The sequence below is a fragment of the Duganella sp. GW821-FHT01E12 genome (assembly GCF_059422325.1).
In genome coordinates this window covers 122204-143757 of the sequence record NZ_JBWKWR010000012.1, presented here as the reverse complement: position 1 = coordinate 143757, position 21554 = coordinate 122204, and the positions used below count along the sequence as shown (strand labels likewise).

Here is a 21554-nt window from a genome sequence, read left to right as displayed (position 1 = left end):
GCCGCGTCATCTATAATGGTTGTTTCTCCAAATTTAAGCTGCCAAATCATGGAATTAGCCAAGTCTTTCGAGCCTGCCGACATTGAACAATTCTGGCGCACCGAGTGGGAACAGCGCGGTTACTACACCGCCACCCTCGACGCCGGCAAACCGTCCTTCAGCATCCAGCTGCCGCCGCCGAACGTGACCGGCACCCTGCACATGGGCCATGCCTTCAACCAGACCATCATGGACGGCCTGACCCGCTACCATCGCATGCTGGGCCACAACACCGCCTGGATCCCCGGCACCGACCACGCCGGCATCGCCACGCAGATCGTGGTGGAGCGCCAGCTGGACGCGCAGAAAATCTCGCGCCACGACCTGGGCCGCGAAGAGTTCGTCAAGAAGGTGTGGGAGTGGAAAGAGAAATCCGGCTCCACCATCACCGGCCAGATGCGCCGCCTGGGCGCCTCGCCCGACTGGAAGCGCGAATACTTCACGATGGACGAGCCGCGCTCGAAGGTCGTCACCGACGTCTTCGTGCGTTTGCACGAACAGGGCCTGATCTACCGCGGCAAGCGCCTGGTCAACTGGGATCCGGTGCTGGGCACCGCCGTCTCGGATCTGGAAGTGGTGTCGGAAGAGGAAGACGGCTCGATGTGGTACATCAAGTACCCGCTGGCCGACGGCAGCGGCACGCTGACCGTGGCCACCACCCGTCCCGAAACCATGTTGGGCGACGTCGCCGTGGCGGTGGACCCGACCGACGAGCGCTACCAGTCGCTGGTGGGCCAGATGCTCAAGCTGCCGCTGTCGGAACGCGAGATCCCGATCATCGCCGACGAATACGTCGACAAGGAATTCGGCACCGGCTGCGTGAAGATCACGCCCGCGCACGACTTCAACGACTACGCCGTCGGCCAACGCCACAACCTGGACATGCCATCCATCCTGACGCTGGACGCCAAGATCAGCGACGAAGCGCCGGCCGCCTACCGCGGCCTGGACCGCTTCGCCGCGCGCAAGCAGATCGTCGCCGACCTGGAAGCGCAAGGCTTGCTGGAACAGATCAAGCCGCACAAGCTGATGGTGCCGCGCGGCGACCGCACCGGCGTCGTCATCGAACCGATGCTGACCGACCAGTGGTTCGTCGCCATGAGCAAGCCGGCGCCGGAAGGCACTTTCTTCCCAGGCAAATCGATCGCCGAGACCGCGCTGGACAAGGTCGCCAGCGGCGAGATCAAGTTCGTGCCGGAAAACTGGAGCACCACCTACAACCAGTGGCTCAACAACATTCAGGACTGGTGCATCTCGCGCCAACTGTGGTGGGGCCACCAGATCCCGGCCTGGTACGACGAAAAGGGCAACGTCTTCGTCGCCAAAACCGAGGAAGCAGCGCGCGCCAAGCAGCACGCCGCCGGCAGCACCGGCATGCTGACCCGCGACAACGACGTGCTCGACACGTGGTTCTCGTCCGCGCTGGTGCCGTTCTCGACTCTCGGCTGGCCGGAGGAAACGCCCGACATCAAGGCCTTCCTGCCGTCGTCGGTGCTGGTGACCGGCTTCGACATCATCTTCTTCTGGGTGGCGCGCATGGTCATGATGACCGCGCACTTCACGGGCAAGGTGCCGTTCGAGACCGTGTACGTGCACGGCCTGGTGCGCGACTCGACCGGCCAGAAAATGTCCAAGTCCAAGGGCAACACGCTGGACCCGATCGACCTGATCGACGGCATCGGCGTCGAGGCGCTGGTGGAGAAGCGCACCACCGGCCTGATGAACCCGAAGGCGGCCGAGAAGATCGCCAAGGCCACCCGCAAGGAGTTCCCGGAGGGGATCGCCGCCTACGGCACCGACGCGGTGCGCTTCACGATGGCGTCGTACGCCTCGCTGGGCCGCAACATCAACTTCGACCTGGGCCGCGCCGAAGGCTACCGCAACTTCTGCAACAAGCTGTGGAACGCCACCCGCTTCGTGCTGATGAACACCGAGGGCAAGGATTGCTCGGCCAGCGTGGCCGACCTGTCGAACGCCGACAAGTGGATCATCTCGCTGCTGCAGAAGGCCGAGCTGGACGTGGCCAAGGGCTTCGAGGACTACCGCTTCGACAACATCGCCTCGACCATCTACAAGTTCGTGTGGGACGAGTATTGCGACTGGTATCTGGAAGTGGCCAAGGTGCAGGTGCAGAGCGGCACCGAAGGCCAGCAGCGCGCCACCCGCCACACGCTGCTGCGCGTGCTGGAAGTGGTGCTGCGCCTGGCGCATCCGATCATTCCGTTCGTCACCGAGGCGCTGTGGCAGGCCGTCGCGCCGCTGGCAGGCAAGACTGGCGACTCGATCATGATGCAGCCCTACCCGATCGCCAACACCGCCGCCATCGACGAATCGGCCGAGGCGTGGATGCAGCAACTGAAGGCGCTGACCGACGCCACCCGCAACCTGCGCGGCGAGATGCAACTGGCGCCGTCGCTGCGCGTGCCGCTGATCGTCGAGCCGACCAATGCGGCGGACAAGGCGGCGATGGAGGTGTTCGCGCCGTACATCCAGTCGCTGGGCAAGCTGGCCGAGGTGCAGATCGTCGACGCGCTGCCGGAATCGCCGGCCGCCGTATCGATCGTCGGCACAACCAAGCTGATGCTGAAGGTGGAGATCGATGTGAAGGCCGAGCGCGAGCGTTTGTCGAAAGAGATCGCCCGCGTTGAAGGCGAGATCAACAAGGCCAACGGCAAGCTGTCGAACGAGAGCTTCGTCGCCCGCGCGCCGGCCGAGGTGGTGGCGCAGGAGAAGGAACGCGTCGCCAACTTCTCGGCCACGCTGGACAAGATGCGCGAGCAGTTCGCCAAGCTGCCGGCCGCCTGATCCCGTCAGGCTCCAGCCGAAAGCCGCCCGGTGCAAGCCGCGCGGCTTTTTTAACGCCGAACAACTGGGGTCAAGTCTGGCATTCGGACACGAACTCAGCGTAACCCGGGGGGTCAAGTCTGACATTCGGACACGAGCTCAGCCGTAACCGACCGCTTACGGCTGAGCTCGTGTCCGAATGCCAGACTTGACCCCAATTTTATTTGCCCTCAATTTTATTGACCCAAATTTTAGCGATCGATGCGGGTCGTCATCAGGATTGAGGTGGCGGTACGTTCTACGCCGTCGAGCGCGCCTATGCGGTCCACTACGGCATCGAGCTCCTCCACCGATCCGGCTTCAACGCCGGCGATGAAGTCGTAGATTCCATTCACCGAGTGCAGCGTGCGCACGGCGGCGAACTTGCGCAGGGCCCGTTCGATGCCGGGCGTGAGCTTGGGCGTGGCCGTGATCATCACCAGCGCCCGCACCAGTCCGGCACGATGGTCGGCGCTGGTGCGCACCGTGTAGCCGATCACCACGCCGGTTCGCTCCAGGCGCTCAATCCTGCTTTGCACCGTGGTGCGCGACAGCCCGAGCTTGCGCGCCAGATCGCTCGTGGTGGCGCGCGCGTTCTCGCGCAACAGGGCAAGCAATTGCTGATCGATGTCGTCCATTATTTCCTTTTGCCGAAGTGTTCGTCATTTTGCTCAGTATATTCCCGCAATTCGTCGGCCTGCGCAATGCAATTTGCCGACGACGTCCGCACAATGATGCTTCTGAATCCGAGGAGAGTATCGATGCGCGACGTGATCATTATCGGCGGCGGCCACAACGGCCTGGTGTGCGCCCACTATCTGGCCAAGGCCGGCCTGAAGGTCACCGTGCTGGAGCAGCGCGGCGTGGTCGGCGGCGCGGCGGTGACCGAGGAATTCCATCCCGGCTTCCGCAATTCGGTGGCGGCGTACACCGTGTCGCTGCTCAACCCCAAGGTGATCGACGATCTGGAACTAAAAAAACACGGCCTCCACATCGTCGAGCGGCCGCTGTCGAATTTCCTGCCGCTGGACGACGGCCGCTACCTGAAAATCGGCGCCGGCCAGACCGAGGCCGAGGTGGCGAAGTTCTCGCCGCGCGACGCCGGCCGCCTGCAAGCCTACGCCCGGCATCTGGAAACGGCAGCCGGGCTGCTGCGCGACACCGTGCTGCAAACGCCGCCCAACCTGGTCCAGGGCGGCTGGCTCAGCGCCCTGCCCGAGCTGATCAAGGCCGGCGGCCTGGGCAACCGCATGCGCAAGCTGCCCATCGCCACCCAGCGCGAGCTGCTGGACCTGTTCACCAAGTCGGCCGGCGACTACCTGGACGGCTGGTTCGAGAGCGCGCCGATCAAGGCCGCCTACGGCTTCGACAGCATCGTCGGCAACTACGCCAGCCCATACACGCCCGGTTCCGCCTACGTGCTGCTGCACCACGTCTTCGGCGAGGTCAACGGCAAGAAGGGCGCGTGGGGCCACGCCATCGGCGGCATGGGCGCGATCACGCAGGCGATGGCGCGCTCGGCCGAGGCGCGCGGGGTCGAGATCCGCACCGGCTGCGGCGTGCGCGAGGTGCTGCTGGAGAAGGGCCGCGCGGTGGGCGTGGTCACCGCCAAGGGCGAGCGGCTCGACGCGCGGGTGGTGGTGTCCAATCTCAATCCGCGCCTGCTGTACACCTCGCTGGTGGACGCAGCCGCCCTGCCCGCCGACTTTTTGCGCCGCATGGAAGGCTGGCGCTGCGGCTCCGGCACCTTCCGCATGAACGTGGCGCTGTCGGAACTGCCGGACTTCAGCTGCCTGCCCGGCAAGGCGATGGCCGAGCATCACGGCAGCGGCATCATCATCGCGCCCAGCCTGGACTACATGGAGCGCGCCTATCACGACGCCCGCGCGCTGGGCTGGGCGCGCCAGCCCATCGTGGAGGTGCTGATCCCCTCGACGCTGGACCCCAGCCTGGCGCCGCCCGGCCAACACGTCGCCAGCCTGTTCTGCCAGCACGTCGCACCGCAGCTGCCCGACGGCACCAGCTGGGACCAGCACCGCGACACCGTGGCCGACTTGATGATAGACACCGTGAACACCTACGCGCCCAACTTCAGGCAGTCCGTGCTGGGCCGGCAGATCATGAGCCCGCTCGACCTGGAGCGCACCTTCGGCCTGGTCGGCGGCGACATCTTCCACGGCGCGCTGGGGCTGGACCAGCTGTTCTCGGCGCGGCCGATGCTGGGCCACGCCGACTATCGCGGCCCGATCGCCGGCCTGTACACCTGCGGCGCGGGCACCCACCCCGGCGGCGGCGTGACCGGCGCGCCGGGCCACAACGCGGCGCACGAGGTGCTGCGCGATTTCAGGCAGAAGAAATACGCCTGATCAGTGACGCAGCAGCTCGGCGTAGCGGTCGATGTCGACGTTGCCGCCGCTGATGATCACGCCGACGCGCTTGCCCTGCAGCTGGTCCTTCATCGCCCGCGCGGCGGCGAAGCCCAGGCAGCCGGTCGGCTCCACCACCATCTTCATGCGGCCGGCGAAGAAGCGCATCTCGTGGCGCAGCTGCTCGTCGCTGACGGTCAGGATGTCGTCGACGTCGCGCGCGATGATGGGGAAAGTCAGCTTGCCCAGGTGCTGCGTCTGGGCGCCGTCGGCGATTGTCTGCGGCGTCTCGATGTGCACGATGGCGCCGCTGCGGAACGATTGCTGACCGTCGTTGCCCGCCTCCGGCTCCACGCCATAAATCTTGGTCGACGGCGAGATCGCGCGCGCCGCCAGCGCCGAGCCGCTCAGCAGCCCGCCGCCGCCCAGGCAGACGAACAGCGCGTCCAGATGGCCCACCGTCTCCAGCAATTCCTTGGCCGCCGTGCCCTGGCCCGCGATCACGTCGGCGTGGTCGTACGGCGGGATCAGGGTCAGGCCGTGCTTCTGCGCCAGGTCGCGGCCGATCTGCTCGCGGTCTTCGGTGTAGCGGTCGTAAGTGACCACCTGCGCGCCATAGCCGCGCGTGGCGGCCACCTTCGAGGCCGGCGCGTCGAGCGGCATGACGATGGTGGCCGGTATGCCCAGCAGCCTGGCCGCCAGCGCGATCGCCTGCGCGTGGTTCCCCGACGAAAACGCCACCACGCCGGCGCGCCGCTGCTCCGGACTGAAGCGCGCCAGCGCGTTGTAGCCGCCGCGGAACTTGAAGGCGCCCATGCGCTGCAGGTTCTCGCACTTGAAGAACAGCTCGGCGCCCAGTTCGTCGTTGGCGGTGCGCGAGGTGGCCACCGGCGTGTGGTGCGCGTGGCCGGCGATGCGTTCCGACGCATCGACCACGTCGGCGTAAGTTGGGAGGGTCAAATCGTTCATCATGGTCCTTGTCATTGCCATGGCCAGGCCACGCTGCTGCCTGTGCCGGTTGCCAAAGCGCGCCGTTGCAGCATGCGCGCCACCGAAAGATCCTGCAGGGCGAGGCCCGTCATGTCGAAGATGGTGATGGCGTCCGCCGCGATGCCGTGGCGCGCGGGCGCCCCTTGCGCCAGCAGCGTGCCGAACTCCTTCACCGGCGTGCGCGGCGCCCATTGCAGCTCGCCGATGGCCAGCGCCTGCGCCAGGTCGTCGACCCAGACGCTGGCCAGCGCCAGCACGCCTTCGGCCAGCTCGCGCTTGCCGCGCGTGTCGCTGCCGACGCAGTTCAGATGCGTACCGGGCCGCACCGCCTGCGGCGCGAACAGCGGGCCGCGTCCGGTGGTGGCGGTGATGACGATGTCGCTGTCGGCCACCGCCGCGTCGGCGCCGGCGCCGGGCGCGACGTCGCAGCGTTGCGCGAAACGCGCTTCGAAGGCCGCATCGCGGCGGCCGTCGGAGGTCAGGTAGCGCACGCGCCGCAGGCCGGGCAGCACGCGCAGCGCGTAGTCCACGTGCGCGCTGCCCTGCACGCCGGTGCCGAACACGCACAGCGCCGCGCTGTCCGGGCGCGCCAGCGCCAGCAGGCCCAGCGCGCCGGCCGCCGCCGTGCGCTCGGTGGTGACGGCGTTGCCGTCGATCAGGCACCGCGGCCGGCCGCTGGCCGGATCGAACAACATGATCGTGGCCTGATGGCCGTCCGCGCCGTGGCGGCGGTTGCCGGGCCAGAAGCCGGCCGCCTTCATGCCCAGCAAGTCCAGCGGCGCCGCGCCGCCGGACTTGATGCCGAACACGCCGGCCGGCAGCGCCTCGCGCACCAGCGGGAAGTTGCGGCCGTCGCCGCCGGCGTGCAGCAGGAAGGACTCGCGCACGGCGGCCAGCACGTCGTCCGGCTGCAGCAGCGCGGCGGCCTGGTCGCGGTCCAGCAACAGCAGATGGGCGGGGTTATTGGCCATCGCGGACATCGTTGTACACCGTGGCGCGCGAGACGTTCAGGTAGTTGGCGACGATGTCCATGCCACGGCGCACGTCGCTCAGGCCCGATTCCCTGAGCTCGCGCATCAGCGCCTTGCGCTCCTCGGCCTTGAGCGCGCGCGGCGTGGTGGCCAGGCGCGCGGCGAACTGGTCGATGCGGGCGCGCAGCGCGTCGGCGCCGGCCGGCTCCAGCGTCTCGCGCACGGCCGCGTCGTTGTCCACCGCGCCGAACTGGGTCAGCAGCGTGTTCAGGCTGCGGAACACCGTCAGGTCGACGTTCATGCACAACGCGGCCACGTAGCGCCCCTCGCTGTCCTTGATGCCGATCGAGGTGCTCTTGGCGCGGCGGCCGTCGGCAAAGGTGTTCGGATAGTTGGCGATGACCTGGGCCACATCGGGATCGGCGGCGCGCGCCAGGCCCAGTTCGGTGGCCGGGGCGCCGACTTCGCGCCCGGACAGGTTGTTGTGGATCGCCAGGATGGCGTGCTCGGGATTGGTCAGGTCGTGCAGCACCACTTCGCAGAACGGCGCCAGGGTCTTGCCCAGGCCGTCTGCGACCTGCTTCATCTGTTCGAGCAAATTACGCTGTTCGGGTGTTTTCTTCATTTGCACATATTATCTTATTTTAGATAATTTGTGTAAATCCGCATAAAATAGTACGACCGGTCATTTTTTTGCTACACTCGATGGATAAAACCACCTTGGAGACTACACATGAAATTCCTCGCTTTGATCATCACCGCCGCGCTGTCCATCGCCCCGGCCTTCGCCGACGACAGCTCCCCGGTCGGCCTGTGGAAAAACATCGACGACGTCAGCGGCAAGCCGAAAGCGCTGATACGCATCACCGACACCAACGGCGTCTTGCAAGGCAAGATCGAGCAGCTGTTCCGCGCGCCGACCGAAGACCAGAATCCCAAATGCGAGAAGTGCGAAGACGCCCGCAAGAACCAGCCGGTCATCGGCCTGGTGATCATGACCGGCCTGAAAAAGGACGGCGACGAATACAACGGCGGCGAGATCCTCGATCCGGACAACGGCAAGGTCTACCGCAGCAAGATGCATCTGACCGACGGCGGCAAGAAGCTGAGCGTGCGCGGCTACATCGGCGTGCCGATGCTGGGCCGCTCGCAGGTGTGGGTGCGCCAGGAATAAGCACCGCCGCGCGAACCCAACCGAACCCCGCAAGTCGCATGCCGACCTGCGGGGTTTTTTCATGGGCGCGGCGGCCGGGCGGCGTCCAAGCAAGGCGTACTGGGCGCCCGGCAAGGCCGGCATGGATAGACGCCGCCCGGCCCGGACTCAGGCGATATCGCCCGCCGCGGCCCTGCCCTGCCGCTGGCGGCGGCGCGCGACCACGCCCAGCAGGCCGAGGCCGGCGAACAGCATCGCGTAGGTGTCCGGCTCCGGCACCGCCGACACCGAAATATCCAGGCGGCCGATGGATTGCTGGCTGTTGAAATTCAGCGCGGTCCAGTCGAAGTTGGCCGGCACGTAGTGGCCGTCGTCGACAAAGCCCGGGTAGGGATTGCCGGTAACGACATGCACCACGCCGTGCTCGTCGATGCCCTGGTTGGGGCCGCTCTGGCCGCCGCCGATGCCGTAGGCGCCGTTGGCCAGCGAGTAGGCGAAGTTGTTCTGCTCGGTGCCGGCGTCGTACACATGGCCGGCGCCGCCCAGCGCCAGCGACAGCTTGCCGCCGCCCGCCAGCGACGACAGGTCGATCGCCTTGGCGTCGTCGTTGCCGATGAAGAAATCGTTGCTGAGCACGACCATCGCGGCGTAGCTCAGGTAGCGGTTGGCGCCGTTCAGGTCGACGTTGTGCAGCGTGAAGCTGCTGCTGGCGCCGGGGAAGCGCGGGCCGCCCGGCAGCGTGGTCTGCAGGCCGCCGGCGGCCTGGCTGGCGAAGTTCGACGTGAGCACGCTGGCATTGCCGTCCTCGGCGGCGCGCTCGATCGCCACCGAGGCGGCGCTGCCGGCGTCGAAGCTGTCGAAGCCGCCGCTGTGCAGGCCCAGCCACAACGGCGCGACGCCGACCCCGCCGGCCGGCGCGGTGTTGGTGAAGGTGAAGGTGACGTCGGCCGCCTGGGCGGCGCAGGCCGACAGGCCAACGCATGCGGCCAGCACGGCCTTGGCGAGAGTGTAAGGTTTCATCTGATGTCTTCCTTTATTATGGGATTGGGATGCCGCACCGATGCGCGGCACGTGTTAGTCACATGACATCACGTCACCATTACAATGATTTCATTTTTATATTTTTTGTATCCGGTGTAAGGACGGCGCCCACTTCGCCGACTAAGCGCCCCTGAGACGATGAAGATATTCCTGAACCTGGTCGGCTGTCTGGCCGTTGTGCTGGGCGTCCTCGGCATCTTCCTGCCGCTGCTGCCGACCACGCCCTTCCTGCTGCTGGCGTCGGCCTGCTTCGCGCGCGGCTCGTCGCGCCTGCACCATTGGCTGCAGACCAACCGCGTGTTCGGCAAATACCTGCGCGACTATGAAAACGGCAAGGGCATCCCCCTGCGCGGCAAGGTGTGGGTGCTGGTCTTCATGTGGGCGTCGCTGGGCTATTCGATGTGGCGCGTGAACAAGCCCTGGCTGCAGATCATGCTGCCGCTGATCGGCACCTGCGTGACGGTCTACCTGACCCGCTTTGTGCCGACCCTGCGCCTGCCCGCGAAGTGATCAGGCCTGGCGCCGCATCTTGCTGATGTGACGGTCCAGGCTGTTGGCGAAGTTCTGGCGGTCGCCCTGGCTGAAGGCGGCCGGGCCGCCGGTGTCGACGCCGCTGCCGCGCAGCTCGTCCATGAAGGCGCGCATCGTCAGCATCTGCGCGATGTTGTCGTTGGTGTAGAACTCGCCGCGCGGATTGAGCGCGTAGCCGCCCTTCTTGAGCACGTCCGAGGCCAGCGGGATGTCGCCGGTGACCACCAGGTCGCCGGGCGCCAGCAGGCGCACGATCTCCTGGTCCGCCACGTCGGCGCCGGACGGCACCTGCACCGAGCGGATGTGACGCGACGGCGGCACCCGCAGCAGCTGGTTGGCCACCAGCGTGACCTGCAGCGGCACGCGGTCGGCCACGCGGTACAGGATGTCCTTGATGACCGCCGGACAGGCGTCTGCATCGACCCAGATCTGCATCACAGGTCCCACAGTTCGCCGTTGGGGCTGGTGCGCGGCGGCGTGACGCCGAAGTGCTGGTAGGCGGCCGGCGTGGCCACGCGGCCGCGCGGCGTGCGCTGCAAAAAGCCTTGCTGGATCAGGTAAGGTTCCAGCACGTCCTCGATGGTGTCGGCCGCCTCGCCGATGGCCGCCGCCAGGTTGCCGATGCCGACCGGGCCGCCGCCGAACTTGTACAGCACCGCCTCCAGCAGCTTGCGGTCCATGACGTCGAAGCCGACGGTGTCGACGTCGAGCATGACCAGCGCGGCGTCGGCGGTGGCCTTGGTGATGTCGCCGTTGCTTTTGACCTCGGCGTAGTCGCGCACGCGGCGCAGCAGGCGGTTGGCGATGCGCGGCGTGCCGCGCGCGCGGCGGGCGATCTCGACCGCGCCGTCCGGCGCGATGTTGGCCTTCAACAGCGCGGCGCTGCGGGTGACGATCTTGGTCAGCTCCTCGGTGTTGTAGAACTCCAGCCGGGCGACGATGCCGAAGCGGTCGCGCAGCGGATTGGTCAGCATGCCGGCGCGGGTGGTGGCGCCGACCAGCGTGAACGGCTGCAGGTCCAGCTTGACCGAGCGCGCGGCCGGGCCCTCGCCGATCATGATGTCGATCTGGTAGTCCTCCAGCGCCGGGTACAGGATCTCCTCGACCACCGGCGACAGGCGGTGGATCTCGTCGATGAACAGCACATCGTTCGCTTCCAGGTTGGTGAGGATGGCGGCCAGATCGCCGGGGCGTTCCAGCACCGGGCCGGAGGTCTGGCGCAGGTTCACGCCCATCTCGCGCGCGATGATGTTGGCCAGCGTGGTCTTGCCCAGGCCGGGCGGGCCGAACAGCAGCGTGTGGTCCAGCGCCTCCTTGCGCTTGCGCGCGGCGGCGATGAAGATCTCCAGCTGGTCGCGGATCTTGGACTGGCCGACATATTCATCGAGATGCTTGGGCCGCAGGGCACGCTCGATCGCCTCCTCGTTCGGCGACGACGGCGCCGCGTCGATGATGCGTTGTTCGGTGAAGCTGTCGGTCTGGATGCTCATTGATGCTCGATTAAGTGTTCTTGTCCTGAGACTGTGCAGCGTTTAATATCCGGCGCACATAATCCCCTATCATTTCGTTACCAGCGAGTAGCTGCTCCTGCTCGGCCTGGCTCAGCATACGGACACGTCCCGTTAACTCAGGCAGACTGTCCAACCGTACAACCAAAGCCTCAACTTTACCTTCCTCGACCAGCTTCCTCCAAGCGTTCAATGACTCTTTCGCTTGTTGCAGTCTGAATGAGATATCGGACTTCTGAAGCGGTGAGGCAGTCGAAGCCGAAGCCAAAATGCTGTCTCCACCAGAATTCGATTGTTCCATGTTTCCTCCTTAATTCAGCGAGCTGCTTCCCGGCTGGGACCAGCGTCGCTGAATAGGCCTTTCCGGTCAGAACGCTCGCGCCCAGGACTTGGCTACCTTGGGCCAGAATGTGGCCTCGCAAATTGGCCAGAGTCCCACCTTGACCAATAAAATCATCGATCAACACGTAGTGTAGGCCAGATTCTACGCGCCCCTTGAAAACAGGCTGGCGCGCCAGGCGAACAAACCCGCTTGCGCCAGTGTGCCCTACAACGTTACTCTGAAAAACACGGCCCTCGACATTCCATTGCAACAAGTGCCCGAGTACTTCGGCCATCGCCCTGGGAATCGCGTTCATACCTCCTGATTCTTCGGCCAGCACAGGAAGTAAAACCGGTGCACAAGGACCGAAATCCCTATTCATGCAATTTACGGTCTCATACGAAAGCGACCCCAATACGAGGTTGACCGACGCGAGAACATCGCCCGTCTTGGCTCGGTGATAGCTGAAATGTTGTTTGACGTGTTGTTCTGACGCCTGGATCAAGACGTCAGGGAAATCGTCCCACGGAAAACGTGTCGGCAAGTCCATGATCGGCGGCTCCGCTTGGCTCGATGGTCGAGCATAGGCGGGGCCGCCTGCGATTCGATTGAGGCGTATCAGCCTTTGGACAGCGCCTTCAATGCCTGCTTGATGCCGTCCGAGACGCCGCTGCCGGCCGGCACGGTCTTCAGCGCCAGCAAGGCTTCCTTGTCGGAGTAGCCCAGCGCCAGCAGCGCGTTGAGGATGTCCGACTGCGAGTCCGGCACGGCGTGCGCGCCGCCGGCGCCGATGTCCGCGCCCAGCTTGCCCTTCAGTTCCAGCAGCAAGCGCTCGGCGGTCTTCTTGCCGATGCCCGGCACCTTGACCAGGCGGCCCGACTCCTGCAACGTCACCGCCTGCGCCAGGTCGGCGATCGACATGCCCGACAAAATCGACAGCGCGGTGCGGGCGCCCACGCCGGTGATCTTGATCAACTGGCGGAACACCGCGCGCTCCTCGGCGTTGCCGAAGCCGAACAGCAGATGCGCGTCCTCGCGGATCGCCTGGTGCGTGAACAGCACCACTTTCTCGCCCACGCCGGGCAGGTTGTAGAAGGTGCTCATCGGCACATCGACCTCGTAGCCGACGCCGCCGCAGTCGACCAGCAGTTGCGGCGGATTTTTTTCAAGCAGAATACCGGAGAGACGACCGATCATCGTGTTGTAGCCTTTAAAGAGGAAGGTTTAGCCGACCAGGCGGCCGTTTTTCATGCGCAGGCCGGCCAGCGGGCCGCGCGCGGCCGTGGTCGTGGTCGTGCCCTGGCCGGCACCGGCGATCAGGGTCAGCGTCTCGCGGCTGTGCGCATGGCAGATGGCGATGCCGAGCGCGTCGGCGGCGTCGGTGCCGGGCAGGCCGGGCAGCGACAGCAACCGCGCCACCATGTCCTGCACCTGCGCCTTGACCGCGCGTCCGGTGCCCACCACCGCCTGCTTGACCTGCGTGGGCGAATACTCGGCCACGCTCAGCTCGGCCGACACCAGCGCGCAGATGGCCGCGCCGCGCGCCTGGCCCAGCAGCAGTGTCGATTGCGGATTGACGTTGACGAAGACTTGTTCGATGGCCGCGCATTCGGGCCGGTACAGGCGCGCCACCTCGGCCACGCCGTCCAGGATCACCTTCAGCCGCGCCGGCAGGCTGCCCTCGCCGCTCTTGATGGTGCCGGAAGCGATGTAGCGCAACTTGGCGCCCTGCTTGTGGATGACGCCAAAGCCGGTCGTGCGCAAGCCGGGGTCGATGCCGAGAATAATCATTCCCGGATTGTAACCGGGAACATTGAATGCTGTATATAAAAACAGTGCGGCGGACCCGCAGATCCGCCGCACTGTGCAAACTTGCGGGCCTTCTAATGCTAAATGAGGTTGCTGAAACGTGGTCGCAGCGAGGCGCGGCGCCGAAGACAGTGCGCTAGCACGGCAAGGGGCCGCAACGAAGCTGCGGCCGCGTTTCAGCGACCGATTAGTGGCGGAAGTGGCGGGTGCCGGTGTACAGCATGACGACGCCGCGCTCGTCGGCGGCATCGATCACTTCCTGGTCGCGCATCGAGCCGCCCGGATGGATCACGCAGGTCGCGCCCGCGTCAACCACCACGTCCAGGCCGTCGCGGAACGGGAAGAAGGCGTCCGACGCCACCACCGAACCGGCCAGCGACAGGCCGGCGTTCTGCGCCTTGATCGAGGCGATGCGGGCCGAGTCGATGCGGCTCATCTGGCCGGCGCCCACGCCCAGCGTCATGTTGTTACCGCAGAAGACGATGGCGTTGGACTTGACGTACTTGGCCACGCGCCAGGCGAACATCATGTCCTGCAGCTGCTGCGGCGTAGGCTGCAGCTTGCTGACCACCTTGAGGTCGCCGATCAGCACGTTCTTCGAGTCGGCCGACTGCACCAGCAGGCCGCCGCCGACGCGCTTGAAGTCCATGGCGTTGACGCCGTTACCCAGCGGGATCTCCAGCAGGCGCACGTTCTGCTTAGCCGACAGGATCTGCTTGGCTTCGGCCGTGAACACCGGCGCGATCAGCACCTCGACGAACAGCTTGGCCAGCTCGGTCGCGGCAGCCGCGTCCACTTCGACGTTGAAGGCGATGATGCCGCCGAAAGCCGAGGTCGGATCGGTCTGCAGCGCGCGCTTGTAGGCGTCGGCCGCGTTGGCGCCCAGCGCCACGCCGCACGGATTGGCGTGCTTGACGATCACGCAGGCCGCGCTCTGGTCGAAGCTGCCCATGCTCTTCACGCATTCCCACGCGGCGTCGGCGTCGGCGATGTTGTTGAACGACAGTTCCTTGCCCTGCAGCTGGCGGTAGTTGGCCAGCGCGCCCTCGGTCTTGACGATGTCGCGGTAGAACGCCGCCGACTGGTGCGGGTTCTCGCCGTAGCGCATGTCCTGCACTTTTTCAAACGCCACGTTCAGCGTCTTCGGATAGGCGTTGCGGCTGGCGTGGGCGCGGGTGGCGTCCAGGCTGGTCAGGTAGTTGGCGATGGCGCCGTCGTACTGCGCGGTGTGCGCGTAGACCTTGGTGGCCAGCGTGAAGCGGGTGTCGTAGCTGACGTAGCCGGGCGCGTTGTCGGTGGCCTTCATCTCGGCCAGCACCACGCCATAGTCCGACGGATCGCAGATCACCACCACGTCCTTGTGGTTCTTGGCCGCCGAGCGCAGCATGGCCGGGCCGCCGATGTCGATGTTCTCGATCGCGTCTTCCAGCGTGCAGCTGTCCTTGGCGACCGTGGCCTGGAACGGGTACAGGTTGACCACCACCATGTCGATGGTCGGGATGTTGTGTTCTTCCAGCTTGGCCACGTGCTCCGGGAAATCGCGGCGCGCCAGGATGCCGCCGTGGACTTTCGGGTGCAGCGTCTTGACGCGGCCATCGAGCATCTCCGGGAAGCCGGTGTAGTCGGCCACCTCGGTCACGGCCACGCCGTTGTCGGCCAGCAGTTTGGCGGTGCCGCCGGTCGACAGGATGTTGACGCCCATGGCGGACAGCGCGCGGGCGAAGTCCAGCACACCGGTTTTGTCGGAGACGGAGATGAGAGCTTGTTTAATCATGGCTTGAGAGGGCTAGTGGTTGAATAGAGGTACGACGTATTCGGTATTGCGGGTGCGGCAACGGCGGCCGTCCCCAGCCACTCATGCCGGAAAAACGCGCGCTGTTACAGCAGGCCGTGTTCTTGCAGTTTCTTGCGCAAGGTGTTGCGGTTGATGCCCAGCATCTGCGCGGCGTGCGACTGGTTGCCGTCGGCGCGCGTCATGACCACTTCCAGGATCGGTTTTTCCACGGTCAGCACGACCATGTCGTAGATGTTCGAAGCCTGCTGCTCGCCCAGGTCGTTGAAGTAATCTTCGAGGCTCTTCTGGACTACTTCCTGGATACTTTCTTTGCTCATTTTATATCGTTCGCTTTTAATCTGTTGACGCTGGTAAATCGCCGCGCGGGCTTGTGGCCCCGGCGCCTACCCTTCTGATCCGACTTTTTTAGGCTCTCTACGCCGTCTTATGCTGCTTCCAATTCTTGCGGGAGGCGGTATTGTAACCGCTCGCCGTGACTCCACTGGGATTCGAAAAATTGATCGACGGCAATCAGTTGTTCTTCGGTGGACTCCAGCAGGTTCATTTTCTGGCGGAATTGCTCACCGCCCTGCAGGTCGCGCACATACCAGCCGATGTGCTTGCGCGCCGTGCGCACGCCCAGGTAGTCGCCATAAAAAGCATAGTGCGCGCGCAGGTGCTCATCCATCAGGGCGCGCACTTCGTCCACATACGGCGCCGGCAGATGGGTGCCGGTGCGCAGGTAATGGTCGATCTCGCGGAAGATCCACGGACGGCCCTGGGCGGCGCGCCCGACCATGACGGCGTCGGCGCCGGTGTAGTCGAGCACGAACCGGGCCTTTTCCGGCGAGGTGATGTCGCCGTTGGCCACCACCGGTATGCCGACCGAGCGCTTGACCGCCGCGATGGTGTCGTACTCGGCGTCGCCGGTGTAGCCGTCGGCGCGGGTGCGGCCATGCAGGGTCAGCATGGCGATGCCGGCGTCCTCGGCGATGCGCGCGATGTTCAGCGCGTTTTTATGGGCGCGGTCCCAGCCGGTGCGGAACTTCAGCGTGACGGGCACGTCCACCGCGCCCACCACGGCCTCGACGATCTGCCGGACCAGCGCCTCGTCCTGCAACAGGGCCGAACCGCACCAGGCGTTGCAGACCTTCTTGACCGGACAGCCCATGTTGATGTCGATGATCTGGGCGCCGCGCTCGACGTTGAAGCGGGCGCAGTCGGCCAGGTCCTGCGGATCGGCGCCGGCGATCTGCACCGCCTTCGGCTCCATCTCGCCCGTGTGATCGGTGCGGCGCGAGCTTTTTTCGGTCGCCCACAAGCGCGGATTCGAGGCCGCCATTTCGGACACCGCATAGCCGGCTCCGAGCTGCTTGCACAGCTGACGGAAGGGGCGGTCGGTGACGCCGGCCATGGGGGCGACGAAAACATTGTTGCGCAGTAAATGAGGGCCGATTTGCACTGGCGATACCTGAACGGGAAGAAGGAACCCTCTATTTTAACCGAAGGGGTGCTCAATTAATAAGCACTATTTTTTATGTGGACGACTGCTGTGCAGTCTTGACATTAGATGATGTCGTCCATCGCGGCCAGGCTCAGGTGGTCCACTTCGCCCCAGCTGGTGAGCGCCAACTTACCGTCCGACCACGTGAAACGGTTGATGCTGGCGTTCTTGACCTGGAAGTCGCGCGGGCTGTCGAGCGACATGCCCACCGCCTCGCGGTAGGCGCACTCCAGCACGCCGCCGTGGGCGACGATGGCGATGGTGCGGCCCGGATGGCGCCGCGCCCAATCGGCGATGCCGTCGGTGGCGCGCTGGTAGAACTGGCGGAAGCTTTCCGCCTCCCGCTCGCCGGACGGCATCACGGCGTCGATATCGCGCGCCTGCCACAGCGCGTACTCGGCCGGGTATTGGCGCTCGATCTCGGCGTACAGCATGCCTTCGAACACGCCGTAGCAGCGCTCGCGCAGCTGCTCGTCGGTTTGCACCGGCAGGCCGTCGTACTGGTCGGCCACGGCCTGCGCGGTCTGCATCGCGCGTTGCAGGTCGCTGGAGACCAGCACGTCCACCCGCTCGGCGGCCAGCGCCTGCGCCAGCGCGGCGGCCTGGCGGGCGCCCTCGTCGTTGAGCGGGATATCGGTGTGGCCCTGCAGGCGGCGCACGGCGTTCCAGGCAGTCTCGCCGTGGCGTATCAACAAAATGGTGCTGTTTTTCATGCAATCTTTTTTCTGGACCGGCGCGCCTGGGCGGCCTGGGCCGGGTTCAGCGTATAGGTGCCGATCAATTGGGCTTCGTCGATGATGTGGCCGTGAATGGCGTTGAGCACGTCGGCGCAGGTGAAGCGCCCTGCTAGCTCCAGGCGCGGCGTGTCCAGCGCGTAGATGCGGAACATGTAATGGTGGACACGCTCGTCGTTAAACGGCGGACAGGGGCCATCATACCCGTAATAGTCGCCCGCCATGGCGGGGTCGGCCGCGAACCAGCCGCTGTAGTCGTTCACGCCCTGGCGCAGCGCCAGGCCGTCCAGCGCGGCGGCCGGACCCGGCTTGCCGCGCGCGCTCACGCCGTCGGACAGCGCGCCCTCGGCGATCGCCTGCAGGCCGACCGGGATGTCGATCAGGCTCCAGTGGAAGAAATCGCCGCGCGGCAGGCTGGCCGGCAAGGTGCAGCCGGCGCGGTTGACGTCGCTGGCATCCTGCGGGGCGTCGCCGTCCAGGCACAGCAGCACCAGCGATTCGGTGCCGGCCGGCACGTCGCGCCACGCCAGGTGCGGATTGCGGTTGGCGGCCAGGCTCACCTGCCCGTCCGCCCCCAGTGCGGCAAAGGCGTTTTCCGCCGGAATCATGCCGCCGTTGCGAAAGCTGTCGCTAGAAAGTTTCATGCTCGTCTCCAACCGCCAATTTATTTTGCGTTTGTCTGTAGCCAGAACGTCACCGGACCATCGTTGGTCAGCGACACTTTCATGTCCGCGCCGAATTGGCCGGTTTGCACCACTTTATGCTTCTGGCGCGCCTGTTCGACAAAATAATTGAACAGGCGCAGACCGTCGGCCGGCGCGGCGGCCGGCGTGAACGAGGGCCGCGTGCCGGAGTTGGTGTCGGCCGCCAGCGTGAACTGCGGCACCAACAGCAGGCCGCCCGCCACGTCGGTGACGCTGCGGTTCATCTTGCCGGCGTCGTCCGCGAACACGCGGTAGCCCAGCAATTTGGCCAGCAGCGCGTCGGCCTCCTTCTCGGTGTCGCCGCGCTCGGCGCACACCAGCACCATCAGGCCGGCGTCGATGGCGCCGACGGTGGCGCCGTCGACCACCACGCTGGCGCCGCTGACGCGTTGCAGCAGGCCGATCATGCCGTCAGCGTGACGCGCGCGAACTTGCGCTTGCCCACTTGCAGCACGAAGGTGCCGGCCTCGATCTTCACGGCCTTGTCGCTGACGACGGCGCCGTCGATGCGCACGCCGCCTTGGTCGATCATGCGGCCAGCCTCCGACACCGATGCGCACAGGCCCGCCGATTTGAGCAGCTGCTGGATGCCGGCCGGCGCGCCCGGCAGCGTGATTTCCGCCACGTCGTCGGGTATGCCGCCCTTGGAGCGGTTGACGAAGTCGTTCAGCGCCTCTTCGGCCGCGGCCTGCGAGTGGAAGCGGGCCACGATTTCCTGCGCCAGCGCCACCTTGGCGTCGCGCGGGTTGGCGCCGCCGTCGACGGTGGCCTTGAGCGCGGCCAGGTCGGCGATCGAGCGGAACGACAGCAGCTCGAAGTATTTCCACATCATCACGTCGGAAATGCTCATGATCTTGGCGAACATGGTGTTGGCCGGCTCGGTAATGCCGATGTAGTTGTTCTTGGACTTGGACATCTTGTCGACGCCGTCCAGGCCTTCCAGCAGCGGCATGGTCAGGATGCACTGCGGTTCCTGGTCGTAGTCCTTCTGCAGCTCGCGGCCAACAAGCAAGTTAAATTTCTGGTCTGTTCCACCTAGCTCAAGGTCTGCCTTCAAAGCGACCGAATCGTAGCCCTGCATCAAGGGATACAGGAACTCATGGACCGCAATCGGAGTCCCACTCTTGAAGCGCTTGCTGAAATCGTCGCGCTCCATCATGCGGGCGACCGTGTAGTGCGAGGCCAGCTTGATCAGGCCGCGCGCGCCCAGCGGGTCGCACCATTCGGAGTTGTAGCGGATTTCCGTGCGCGACGGATCGAGCACCAGCGAGGCCTGCTTGAAATAGGTCATGGCGTTCTGCTCGACCTGCTCGCGCGTGAGCGGCGGACGGGTGGCGTTGCGGCCGGACGGATCGCCGATCATGGAGGTGAAATCGCCGATCAGGAAGATCACCTGGTGGCCCAGGTCCTGCAGCTGGCGCATCTTGTTAAGCACAACAGTGTGGCCAAGGTGCAGGTCAGGTGCGGTAGGATCGAGGCCGAGCTTGATACGCAGCGGTACGCCGCTCTGTTCCGAGCGCGCCAGCTTTTGCGCGAATTCGCTTTCGATCAGCAGCTCGTCGACACCGCGTTTGGTGATGGCGAGCGCCTCCAGAACGCTGTCGGTCAACGGCAGTACTTTAGAGGGGGCCGGCGATGTCGAAGAAGAGGTAGTCATAATTTTTTGCGGTATTTTTCAGAAAAAGGTAGGCGGCTTCAGGAGTTTGTTATAATCCTCGATCCATCAATCTTGCCGTACGAAAACGAACTTTAATAACAATTAGAAGAAATAAAACGTTCCTGAATAGTTCAAGCGGCAAATTTTAACTGATTGCATGAACCAAATACATAAATTCACGAGCTCACGCTTGTTCAGTCTGCTAGGTTCCACGCGCAAGGCGCGCATCATCAGCGCGTCTGCATTGTTTCTTGCAGTGTGTGCTTTTGGTGCCGCCGGCGTAGCGCCGCTCGCTCCGGACGCGTCCGACCTGCCGGTCAAATCGGTGCAGGAATCGGTGGCACTGCCGGATCTCAGCTCGCAGATCTCCGCGCTGGAACAGCAATCCTCCAACGAACACTTCGTCCACGAAGAAAAAATCCGCGCCGGCGACACGCTGGCCGCGCTGTTGACCCGCCTCGGCGTGGACGACGAGGCGGCCGAGAACTTTATCAAAAAAGATAAAGTGGCGAAAGGCGTGATGCAGCTCAAGACCGGCAAGCGGGTCCAGGCGCAGACCGACGACGAGGGCAACCTGCAATGGCTGCGCGCCGTGGTGGTGGACGGCAAGGACAATCCGGTCAAGAACATCAAGATCACCCGCAAGGGCGAAGGCTTTGTCGCGGAAGAAGAAGCGGCCAAGCTGGAGCGCCGCGTGGAAATGCACGCGCGCACCATCACCTCGACGCTGTACGCGGCCACCGATTCGAGCGAAGACGGCGCCAAGCTGCCCGACACCATCGTCAAGCAGATCGTCGAGATGTTTTCGACCAGCATCGACTTCCGCGGCGACCTGAAGCGCGGCGACCATTTCAACGTGGTCTACGAAACGTTCTGGCAGGATGGAGAGTTTGTGCGCGCGGGCCGCATCCTGGCCGGCGAGTTCACCAACAAGGGCACGACGTATCAGTCGGTCTGGTTCGAAGATCCACAAAGCAAACAGGGCGGCGGCTACTACAGCTTCGACGGCAAAGCCCTCAAGAAAGCCTTCCTCAAATCCCCGGTTGAATTCTCCCGTATCTCCTCCGGCTTCGCGATGCGCGTGCATCCGATTTCCGGCCAGTGGAAAGCCCACAAGGGCATCGACTTCCCGGCGCCGACCGGCACGCCGATCCGCGCCTCGGGCGACGGCGTGATCGATTTCGCCGGCACCCAGAACGGCTACGGCAACTTCGTCATGATCAAGCACTGGGCCAACTACACCACGGCCTACGCCCACATGAGCCGTTTTGCGCCCGGCATCAAGAAGGGCAGCAAGGTCAGCCAGGGCGACGTGATCGGCTACGTCGGCACCACCGGCTGGTCGACCGGCGCCCACCTGCACTACGAATTCCGCGTCGGCGGCGAAGCCAAGGACCCGAGCACGATGAACGTGCAAGCCCAGGCGCCGCTGACGGCCGCCGAAATGTCGCGCTTCAAGGCCTACGCTTCCGACATGTCGCACCGCTTCGCGCTGCTGCAGCCGGGCGGCTCCGGCGGTACCCGCGTCGCGGCGAAGTAAGCCACATCAAGACAGGCCGCAACAGCGGCCTGTTTTTTTATTGGCGTGCGACAGCGTACGCCCGCTCAGGCAAAATACGTTTTTCAGT

22 protein-coding genes are annotated in these 21554 nt (G+C 65.1%); 5 read left to right on the top strand and 17 right to left on the bottom strand.

Going from position 1 to position 21554, the window contains the following annotated elements; translation table 11 throughout:
• Positions 1 to 48 precede the first annotated feature (48 nt).
• Complete coding sequence (locus AC07WS_RS25985; protein WP_494731844.1) at positions 49 to 2844, top strand: valine--tRNA ligase; 2796 nt, start codon at positions 49 to 51, stop codon at positions 2842 to 2844.
• Between the two features lie 230 nt (positions 2845 to 3074).
• Here AC07WS_RS25985 and AC07WS_RS25980 read toward each other — a convergent pair whose 3' ends face one another.
• The gene (locus tag AC07WS_RS25980) at positions 3075 to 3500 is read right to left on the bottom strand and encodes an Lrp/AsnC family transcriptional regulator (RefSeq protein ID WP_494731843.1); all 426 of its coding nucleotides are present in this window, start codon (positions 3498 to 3500) and stop codon (positions 3075 to 3077) included.
• Positions 3501 to 3623: 123 nt separating this feature from the next.
• Between AC07WS_RS25980 and AC07WS_RS25975 the strand changes: the two genes are divergently transcribed.
• The gene (locus AC07WS_RS25975; RefSeq protein ID WP_494731842.1) at positions 3624 to 5228 is read left to right on the top strand and encodes a phytoene desaturase family protein; all 1605 of its coding nucleotides are present in this window, start codon (positions 3624 to 3626) and stop codon (positions 5226 to 5228) included.
• Here the strand turns inward: AC07WS_RS25975 and AC07WS_RS25970 are convergent, their stop codons facing one another.
• Genes AC07WS_RS25970 through AC07WS_RS25960 form a run of 3 tightly spaced genes read right to left on the bottom strand, consistent with a single transcriptional unit; the run spans position 5229 to position 7814 of the window.
• Positions 5229 to 6197 (bottom strand): threo-3-hydroxy-L-aspartate ammonia-lyase, encoded by a 969-nt coding sequence (locus AC07WS_RS25970; protein ID WP_494731875.1) that lies wholly within the window; start codon positions 6195 to 6197, stop codon positions 5229 to 5231.
• An 11-nt stretch (positions 6198 to 6208) separates the two neighbouring features.
• Positions 6209 to 7198, bottom strand: coding sequence for an ornithine cyclodeaminase family protein (locus AC07WS_RS25965; RefSeq protein ID WP_494731841.1), 990 nt, complete (start codon positions 7196 to 7198; stop codon positions 6209 to 6211).
• Positions 7179 to 7814 (bottom strand): helix-turn-helix transcriptional regulator, encoded by a 636-nt coding sequence (locus AC07WS_RS25960; RefSeq protein ID WP_494731840.1) that lies wholly within the window; start codon positions 7812 to 7814, stop codon positions 7179 to 7181. Before AC07WS_RS25960 ends, AC07WS_RS25965 begins: the two co-directional genes overlap by 20 nt.
• A gap of 108 nt (positions 7815 to 7922) precedes the next feature.
• Between AC07WS_RS25960 and AC07WS_RS25955 the strand changes: the two genes are divergently transcribed.
• The gene (locus AC07WS_RS25955; RefSeq protein WP_494731839.1) at positions 7923 to 8363 is read left to right on the top strand and encodes a DUF2147 domain-containing protein; all 441 of its coding nucleotides are present in this window, start codon (positions 7923 to 7925) and stop codon (positions 8361 to 8363) included.
• 147 nt (positions 8364 to 8510) lie between these two features.
• On the opposite strand, the gene AC07WS_RS25950 is transcribed toward AC07WS_RS25955, so the two are convergent.
• Positions 8511 to 9362 carry a spondin domain-containing protein gene (locus AC07WS_RS25950; RefSeq protein ID WP_494731838.1) on the bottom strand — a complete coding sequence of 284 codons (852 nt, stop codon included), beginning with the start codon at positions 9360 to 9362 and terminating at the stop codon, positions 8511 to 8513.
• 159 nt (positions 9363 to 9521) lie between these two features.
• On the opposite strand from AC07WS_RS25950, the gene AC07WS_RS25945 reads away from it, so the two are divergent.
• A complete protein-coding gene (locus tag AC07WS_RS25945; protein WP_494731837.1) occupies positions 9522 to 9893 on the top strand; it encodes a YbaN family protein in 372 nt (123 codons plus the stop codon).
• Here AC07WS_RS25945 and AC07WS_RS25940 read toward each other — a convergent pair whose 3' ends face one another.
• The 12 genes from AC07WS_RS25940 to tyrS all read right to left on the bottom strand — a co-directional run bounded on the left by AC07WS_RS25940 (position 9894) and on the right by tyrS (position 19926).
• Positions 9894 to 10349, bottom strand: a complete 456-nt coding sequence (locus AC07WS_RS25940) for a YaiI/YqxD family protein (protein ID WP_494731836.1) — start codon at positions 10347 to 10349, stop codon at positions 9894 to 9896.
• Positions 10349 to 11404, bottom strand: coding sequence for a Holliday junction branch migration DNA helicase RuvB (gene ruvB / locus AC07WS_RS25935; protein WP_494731835.1), 1056 nt, complete (start codon positions 11402 to 11404; stop codon positions 10349 to 10351). Before ruvB ends, AC07WS_RS25940 begins: the two co-directional genes overlap by 1 nt.
• A gap of 176 nt (positions 11405 to 11580) precedes the next feature.
• Positions 11581 to 12294, bottom strand: a complete 714-nt coding sequence (locus AC07WS_RS25930) for a phosphoribosyltransferase (RefSeq protein ID WP_494731834.1) — start codon at positions 12292 to 12294, stop codon at positions 11581 to 11583.
• Positions 12295 to 12362: 68 nt separating this feature from the next.
• Positions 12363 to 12941, bottom strand: a complete 579-nt coding sequence (gene ruvA / locus AC07WS_RS25925) for a Holliday junction branch migration protein RuvA (protein ID WP_070271126.1) — start codon at positions 12939 to 12941, stop codon at positions 12363 to 12365.
• A gap of 27 nt (positions 12942 to 12968) precedes the next feature.
• Positions 12969 to 13535 carry a crossover junction endodeoxyribonuclease RuvC gene (gene ruvC, locus AC07WS_RS25920; RefSeq protein ID WP_494731833.1) on the bottom strand — a complete coding sequence of 189 codons (567 nt, stop codon included), beginning with the start codon at positions 13533 to 13535 and terminating at the stop codon, positions 12969 to 12971.
• 205 nt (positions 13536 to 13740) lie between these two features.
• Complete coding sequence (gene purH, locus AC07WS_RS25915) at positions 13741 to 15327, bottom strand: bifunctional phosphoribosylaminoimidazolecarboxamide formyltransferase/IMP cyclohydrolase (protein WP_494731832.1); 1587 nt, start codon at positions 15325 to 15327, stop codon at positions 13741 to 13743.
• Between the two features lie 104 nt (positions 15328 to 15431).
• A complete protein-coding gene (locus AC07WS_RS25910; protein WP_008445162.1) occupies positions 15432 to 15665 on the bottom strand; it encodes a helix-turn-helix domain-containing protein in 234 nt (77 codons plus the stop codon).
• A 107-nt stretch (positions 15666 to 15772) separates the two neighbouring features.
• The gene (dusB, locus tag AC07WS_RS25905; RefSeq protein ID WP_494731831.1) at positions 15773 to 16789 is read right to left on the bottom strand and encodes a tRNA dihydrouridine synthase DusB; all 1017 of its coding nucleotides are present in this window, start codon (positions 16787 to 16789) and stop codon (positions 15773 to 15775) included.
• 104 nt (positions 16790 to 16893) lie between these two features.
• Entirely contained in the window at positions 16894 to 17544 is a 651-nt protein-coding gene (locus tag AC07WS_RS25900) for a histidine phosphatase family protein (protein ID WP_494731830.1), read from the bottom strand.
• Positions 17541 to 18209, bottom strand: a complete 669-nt coding sequence (locus AC07WS_RS25895; RefSeq protein ID WP_494731829.1) for a YbhB/YbcL family Raf kinase inhibitor-like protein — start codon at positions 18207 to 18209, stop codon at positions 17541 to 17543. Before AC07WS_RS25895 ends, AC07WS_RS25900 begins: the two co-directional genes overlap by 4 nt.
• A gap of 20 nt (positions 18210 to 18229) precedes the next feature.
• Complete coding sequence (gene dtd / locus AC07WS_RS25890; protein ID WP_494731828.1) at positions 18230 to 18676, bottom strand: D-aminoacyl-tRNA deacylase; 447 nt, start codon at positions 18674 to 18676, stop codon at positions 18230 to 18232.
• On the bottom strand, positions 18673 to 19926 hold the full coding sequence (gene tyrS / locus AC07WS_RS25885) for a tyrosine--tRNA ligase (protein ID WP_494731827.1): 1254 nt from the start codon (positions 19924 to 19926) through the stop codon (positions 18673 to 18675). Before tyrS ends, dtd begins: the two co-directional genes overlap by 4 nt.
• A 157-nt stretch (positions 19927 to 20083) precedes the next feature.
• Between tyrS and AC07WS_RS25880 the strand changes: the two genes are divergently transcribed.
• Positions 20084 to 21466 carry a M23 family metallopeptidase gene (locus AC07WS_RS25880; RefSeq protein ID WP_494731826.1) on the top strand — a complete coding sequence of 461 codons (1383 nt, stop codon included), beginning with the start codon at positions 20084 to 20086 and terminating at the stop codon, positions 21464 to 21466.
• Positions 21467 to 21554 lie beyond the last annotated feature (88 nt).

Bases quoted from the DNA above. Each gene is read 5' to 3' on its own strand.
- ruvB (WP_494731835.1), bottom strand. From the start codon at position 11,404: ATGAGCATCCAGACCGACAGCTTCACCGAACAACGCATCATCGACGCG.
- AC07WS_RS25895 (WP_494731829.1), bottom strand. From the start codon at position 18,209: ATGAAACTTTCTAGCGACAGCTTTCGCAACGGCGGCATGATTCCGGCG.
- ruvA (WP_070271126.1), bottom strand. From the start codon at position 12,941: ATGATCGGTCGTCTCTCCGGTATTCTGCTTGAAAAAAATCCGCCGCAA.
- dtd (WP_494731828.1), bottom strand. From the start codon at position 18,676: ATGATCGGCCTGCTGCAACGCGTCAGCGGCGCCAGCGTGGTGGTCGAC.
- AC07WS_RS25880 (WP_494731826.1), top strand. From the start codon at position 20,084: ATGAACCAAATACATAAATTCACGAGCTCACGCTTGTTCAGTCTGCTA.
- AC07WS_RS25910 (WP_008445162.1), bottom strand. From the start codon at position 15,665: ATGAGCAAAGAAAGTATCCAGGAAGTAGTCCAGAAGAGCCTCGAAGAT.
- AC07WS_RS25985 (WP_494731844.1), top strand. From the start codon at position 49: ATGGAATTAGCCAAGTCTTTCGAGCCTGCCGACATTGAACAATTCTGG.
- AC07WS_RS25940 (WP_494731836.1), bottom strand. From the start codon at position 10,349: ATGCAGATCTGGGTCGATGCAGACGCCTGTCCGGCGGTCATCAAGGAC.
- AC07WS_RS25980 (WP_494731843.1), bottom strand. From the start codon at position 3,500: ATGGACGACATCGATCAGCAATTGCTTGCCCTGTTGCGCGAGAACGCG.
- AC07WS_RS25965 (WP_494731841.1), bottom strand. From the start codon at position 7,198: ATGTCCGCGATGGCCAATAACCCCGCCCATCTGCTGTTGCTGGACCGC.
- tyrS (WP_494731827.1), bottom strand. From the start codon at position 19,926: ATGACTACCTCTTCTTCGACATCGCCGGCCCCCTCTAAAGTACTGCCG.
- AC07WS_RS25945 (WP_494731837.1), top strand. From the start codon at position 9,522: ATGAAGATATTCCTGAACCTGGTCGGCTGTCTGGCCGTTGTGCTGGGC.
- AC07WS_RS25955 (WP_494731839.1), top strand. From the start codon at position 7,923: ATGAAATTCCTCGCTTTGATCATCACCGCCGCGCTGTCCATCGCCCCG.
- purH (WP_494731832.1), bottom strand. From the start codon at position 15,327: ATGATTAAACAAGCTCTCATCTCCGTCTCCGACAAAACCGGTGTGCTG.
- AC07WS_RS25950 (WP_494731838.1), bottom strand. From the start codon at position 9,362: ATGAAACCTTACACTCTCGCCAAGGCCGTGCTGGCCGCATGCGTTGGC.
- AC07WS_RS25900 (WP_494731830.1), bottom strand. From the start codon at position 17,544: ATGAAAAACAGCACCATTTTGTTGATACGCCACGGCGAGACTGCCTGG.
- AC07WS_RS25960 (WP_494731840.1), bottom strand. From the start codon at position 7,814: ATGAAGAAAACACCCGAACAGCGTAATTTGCTCGAACAGATGAAGCAG.
- ruvC (WP_494731833.1), bottom strand. From the start codon at position 13,535: ATGATTATTCTCGGCATCGACCCCGGCTTGCGCACGACCGGCTTTGGC.
- AC07WS_RS25970 (WP_494731875.1), bottom strand. From the start codon at position 6,197: ATGAACGATTTGACCCTCCCAACTTACGCCGACGTGGTCGATGCGTCG.
- AC07WS_RS25930 (WP_494731834.1), bottom strand. From the start codon at position 12,294: ATGGACTTGCCGACACGTTTTCCGTGGGACGATTTCCCTGACGTCTTG.
- AC07WS_RS25975 (WP_494731842.1), top strand. From the start codon at position 3,624: ATGCGCGACGTGATCATTATCGGCGGCGGCCACAACGGCCTGGTGTGC.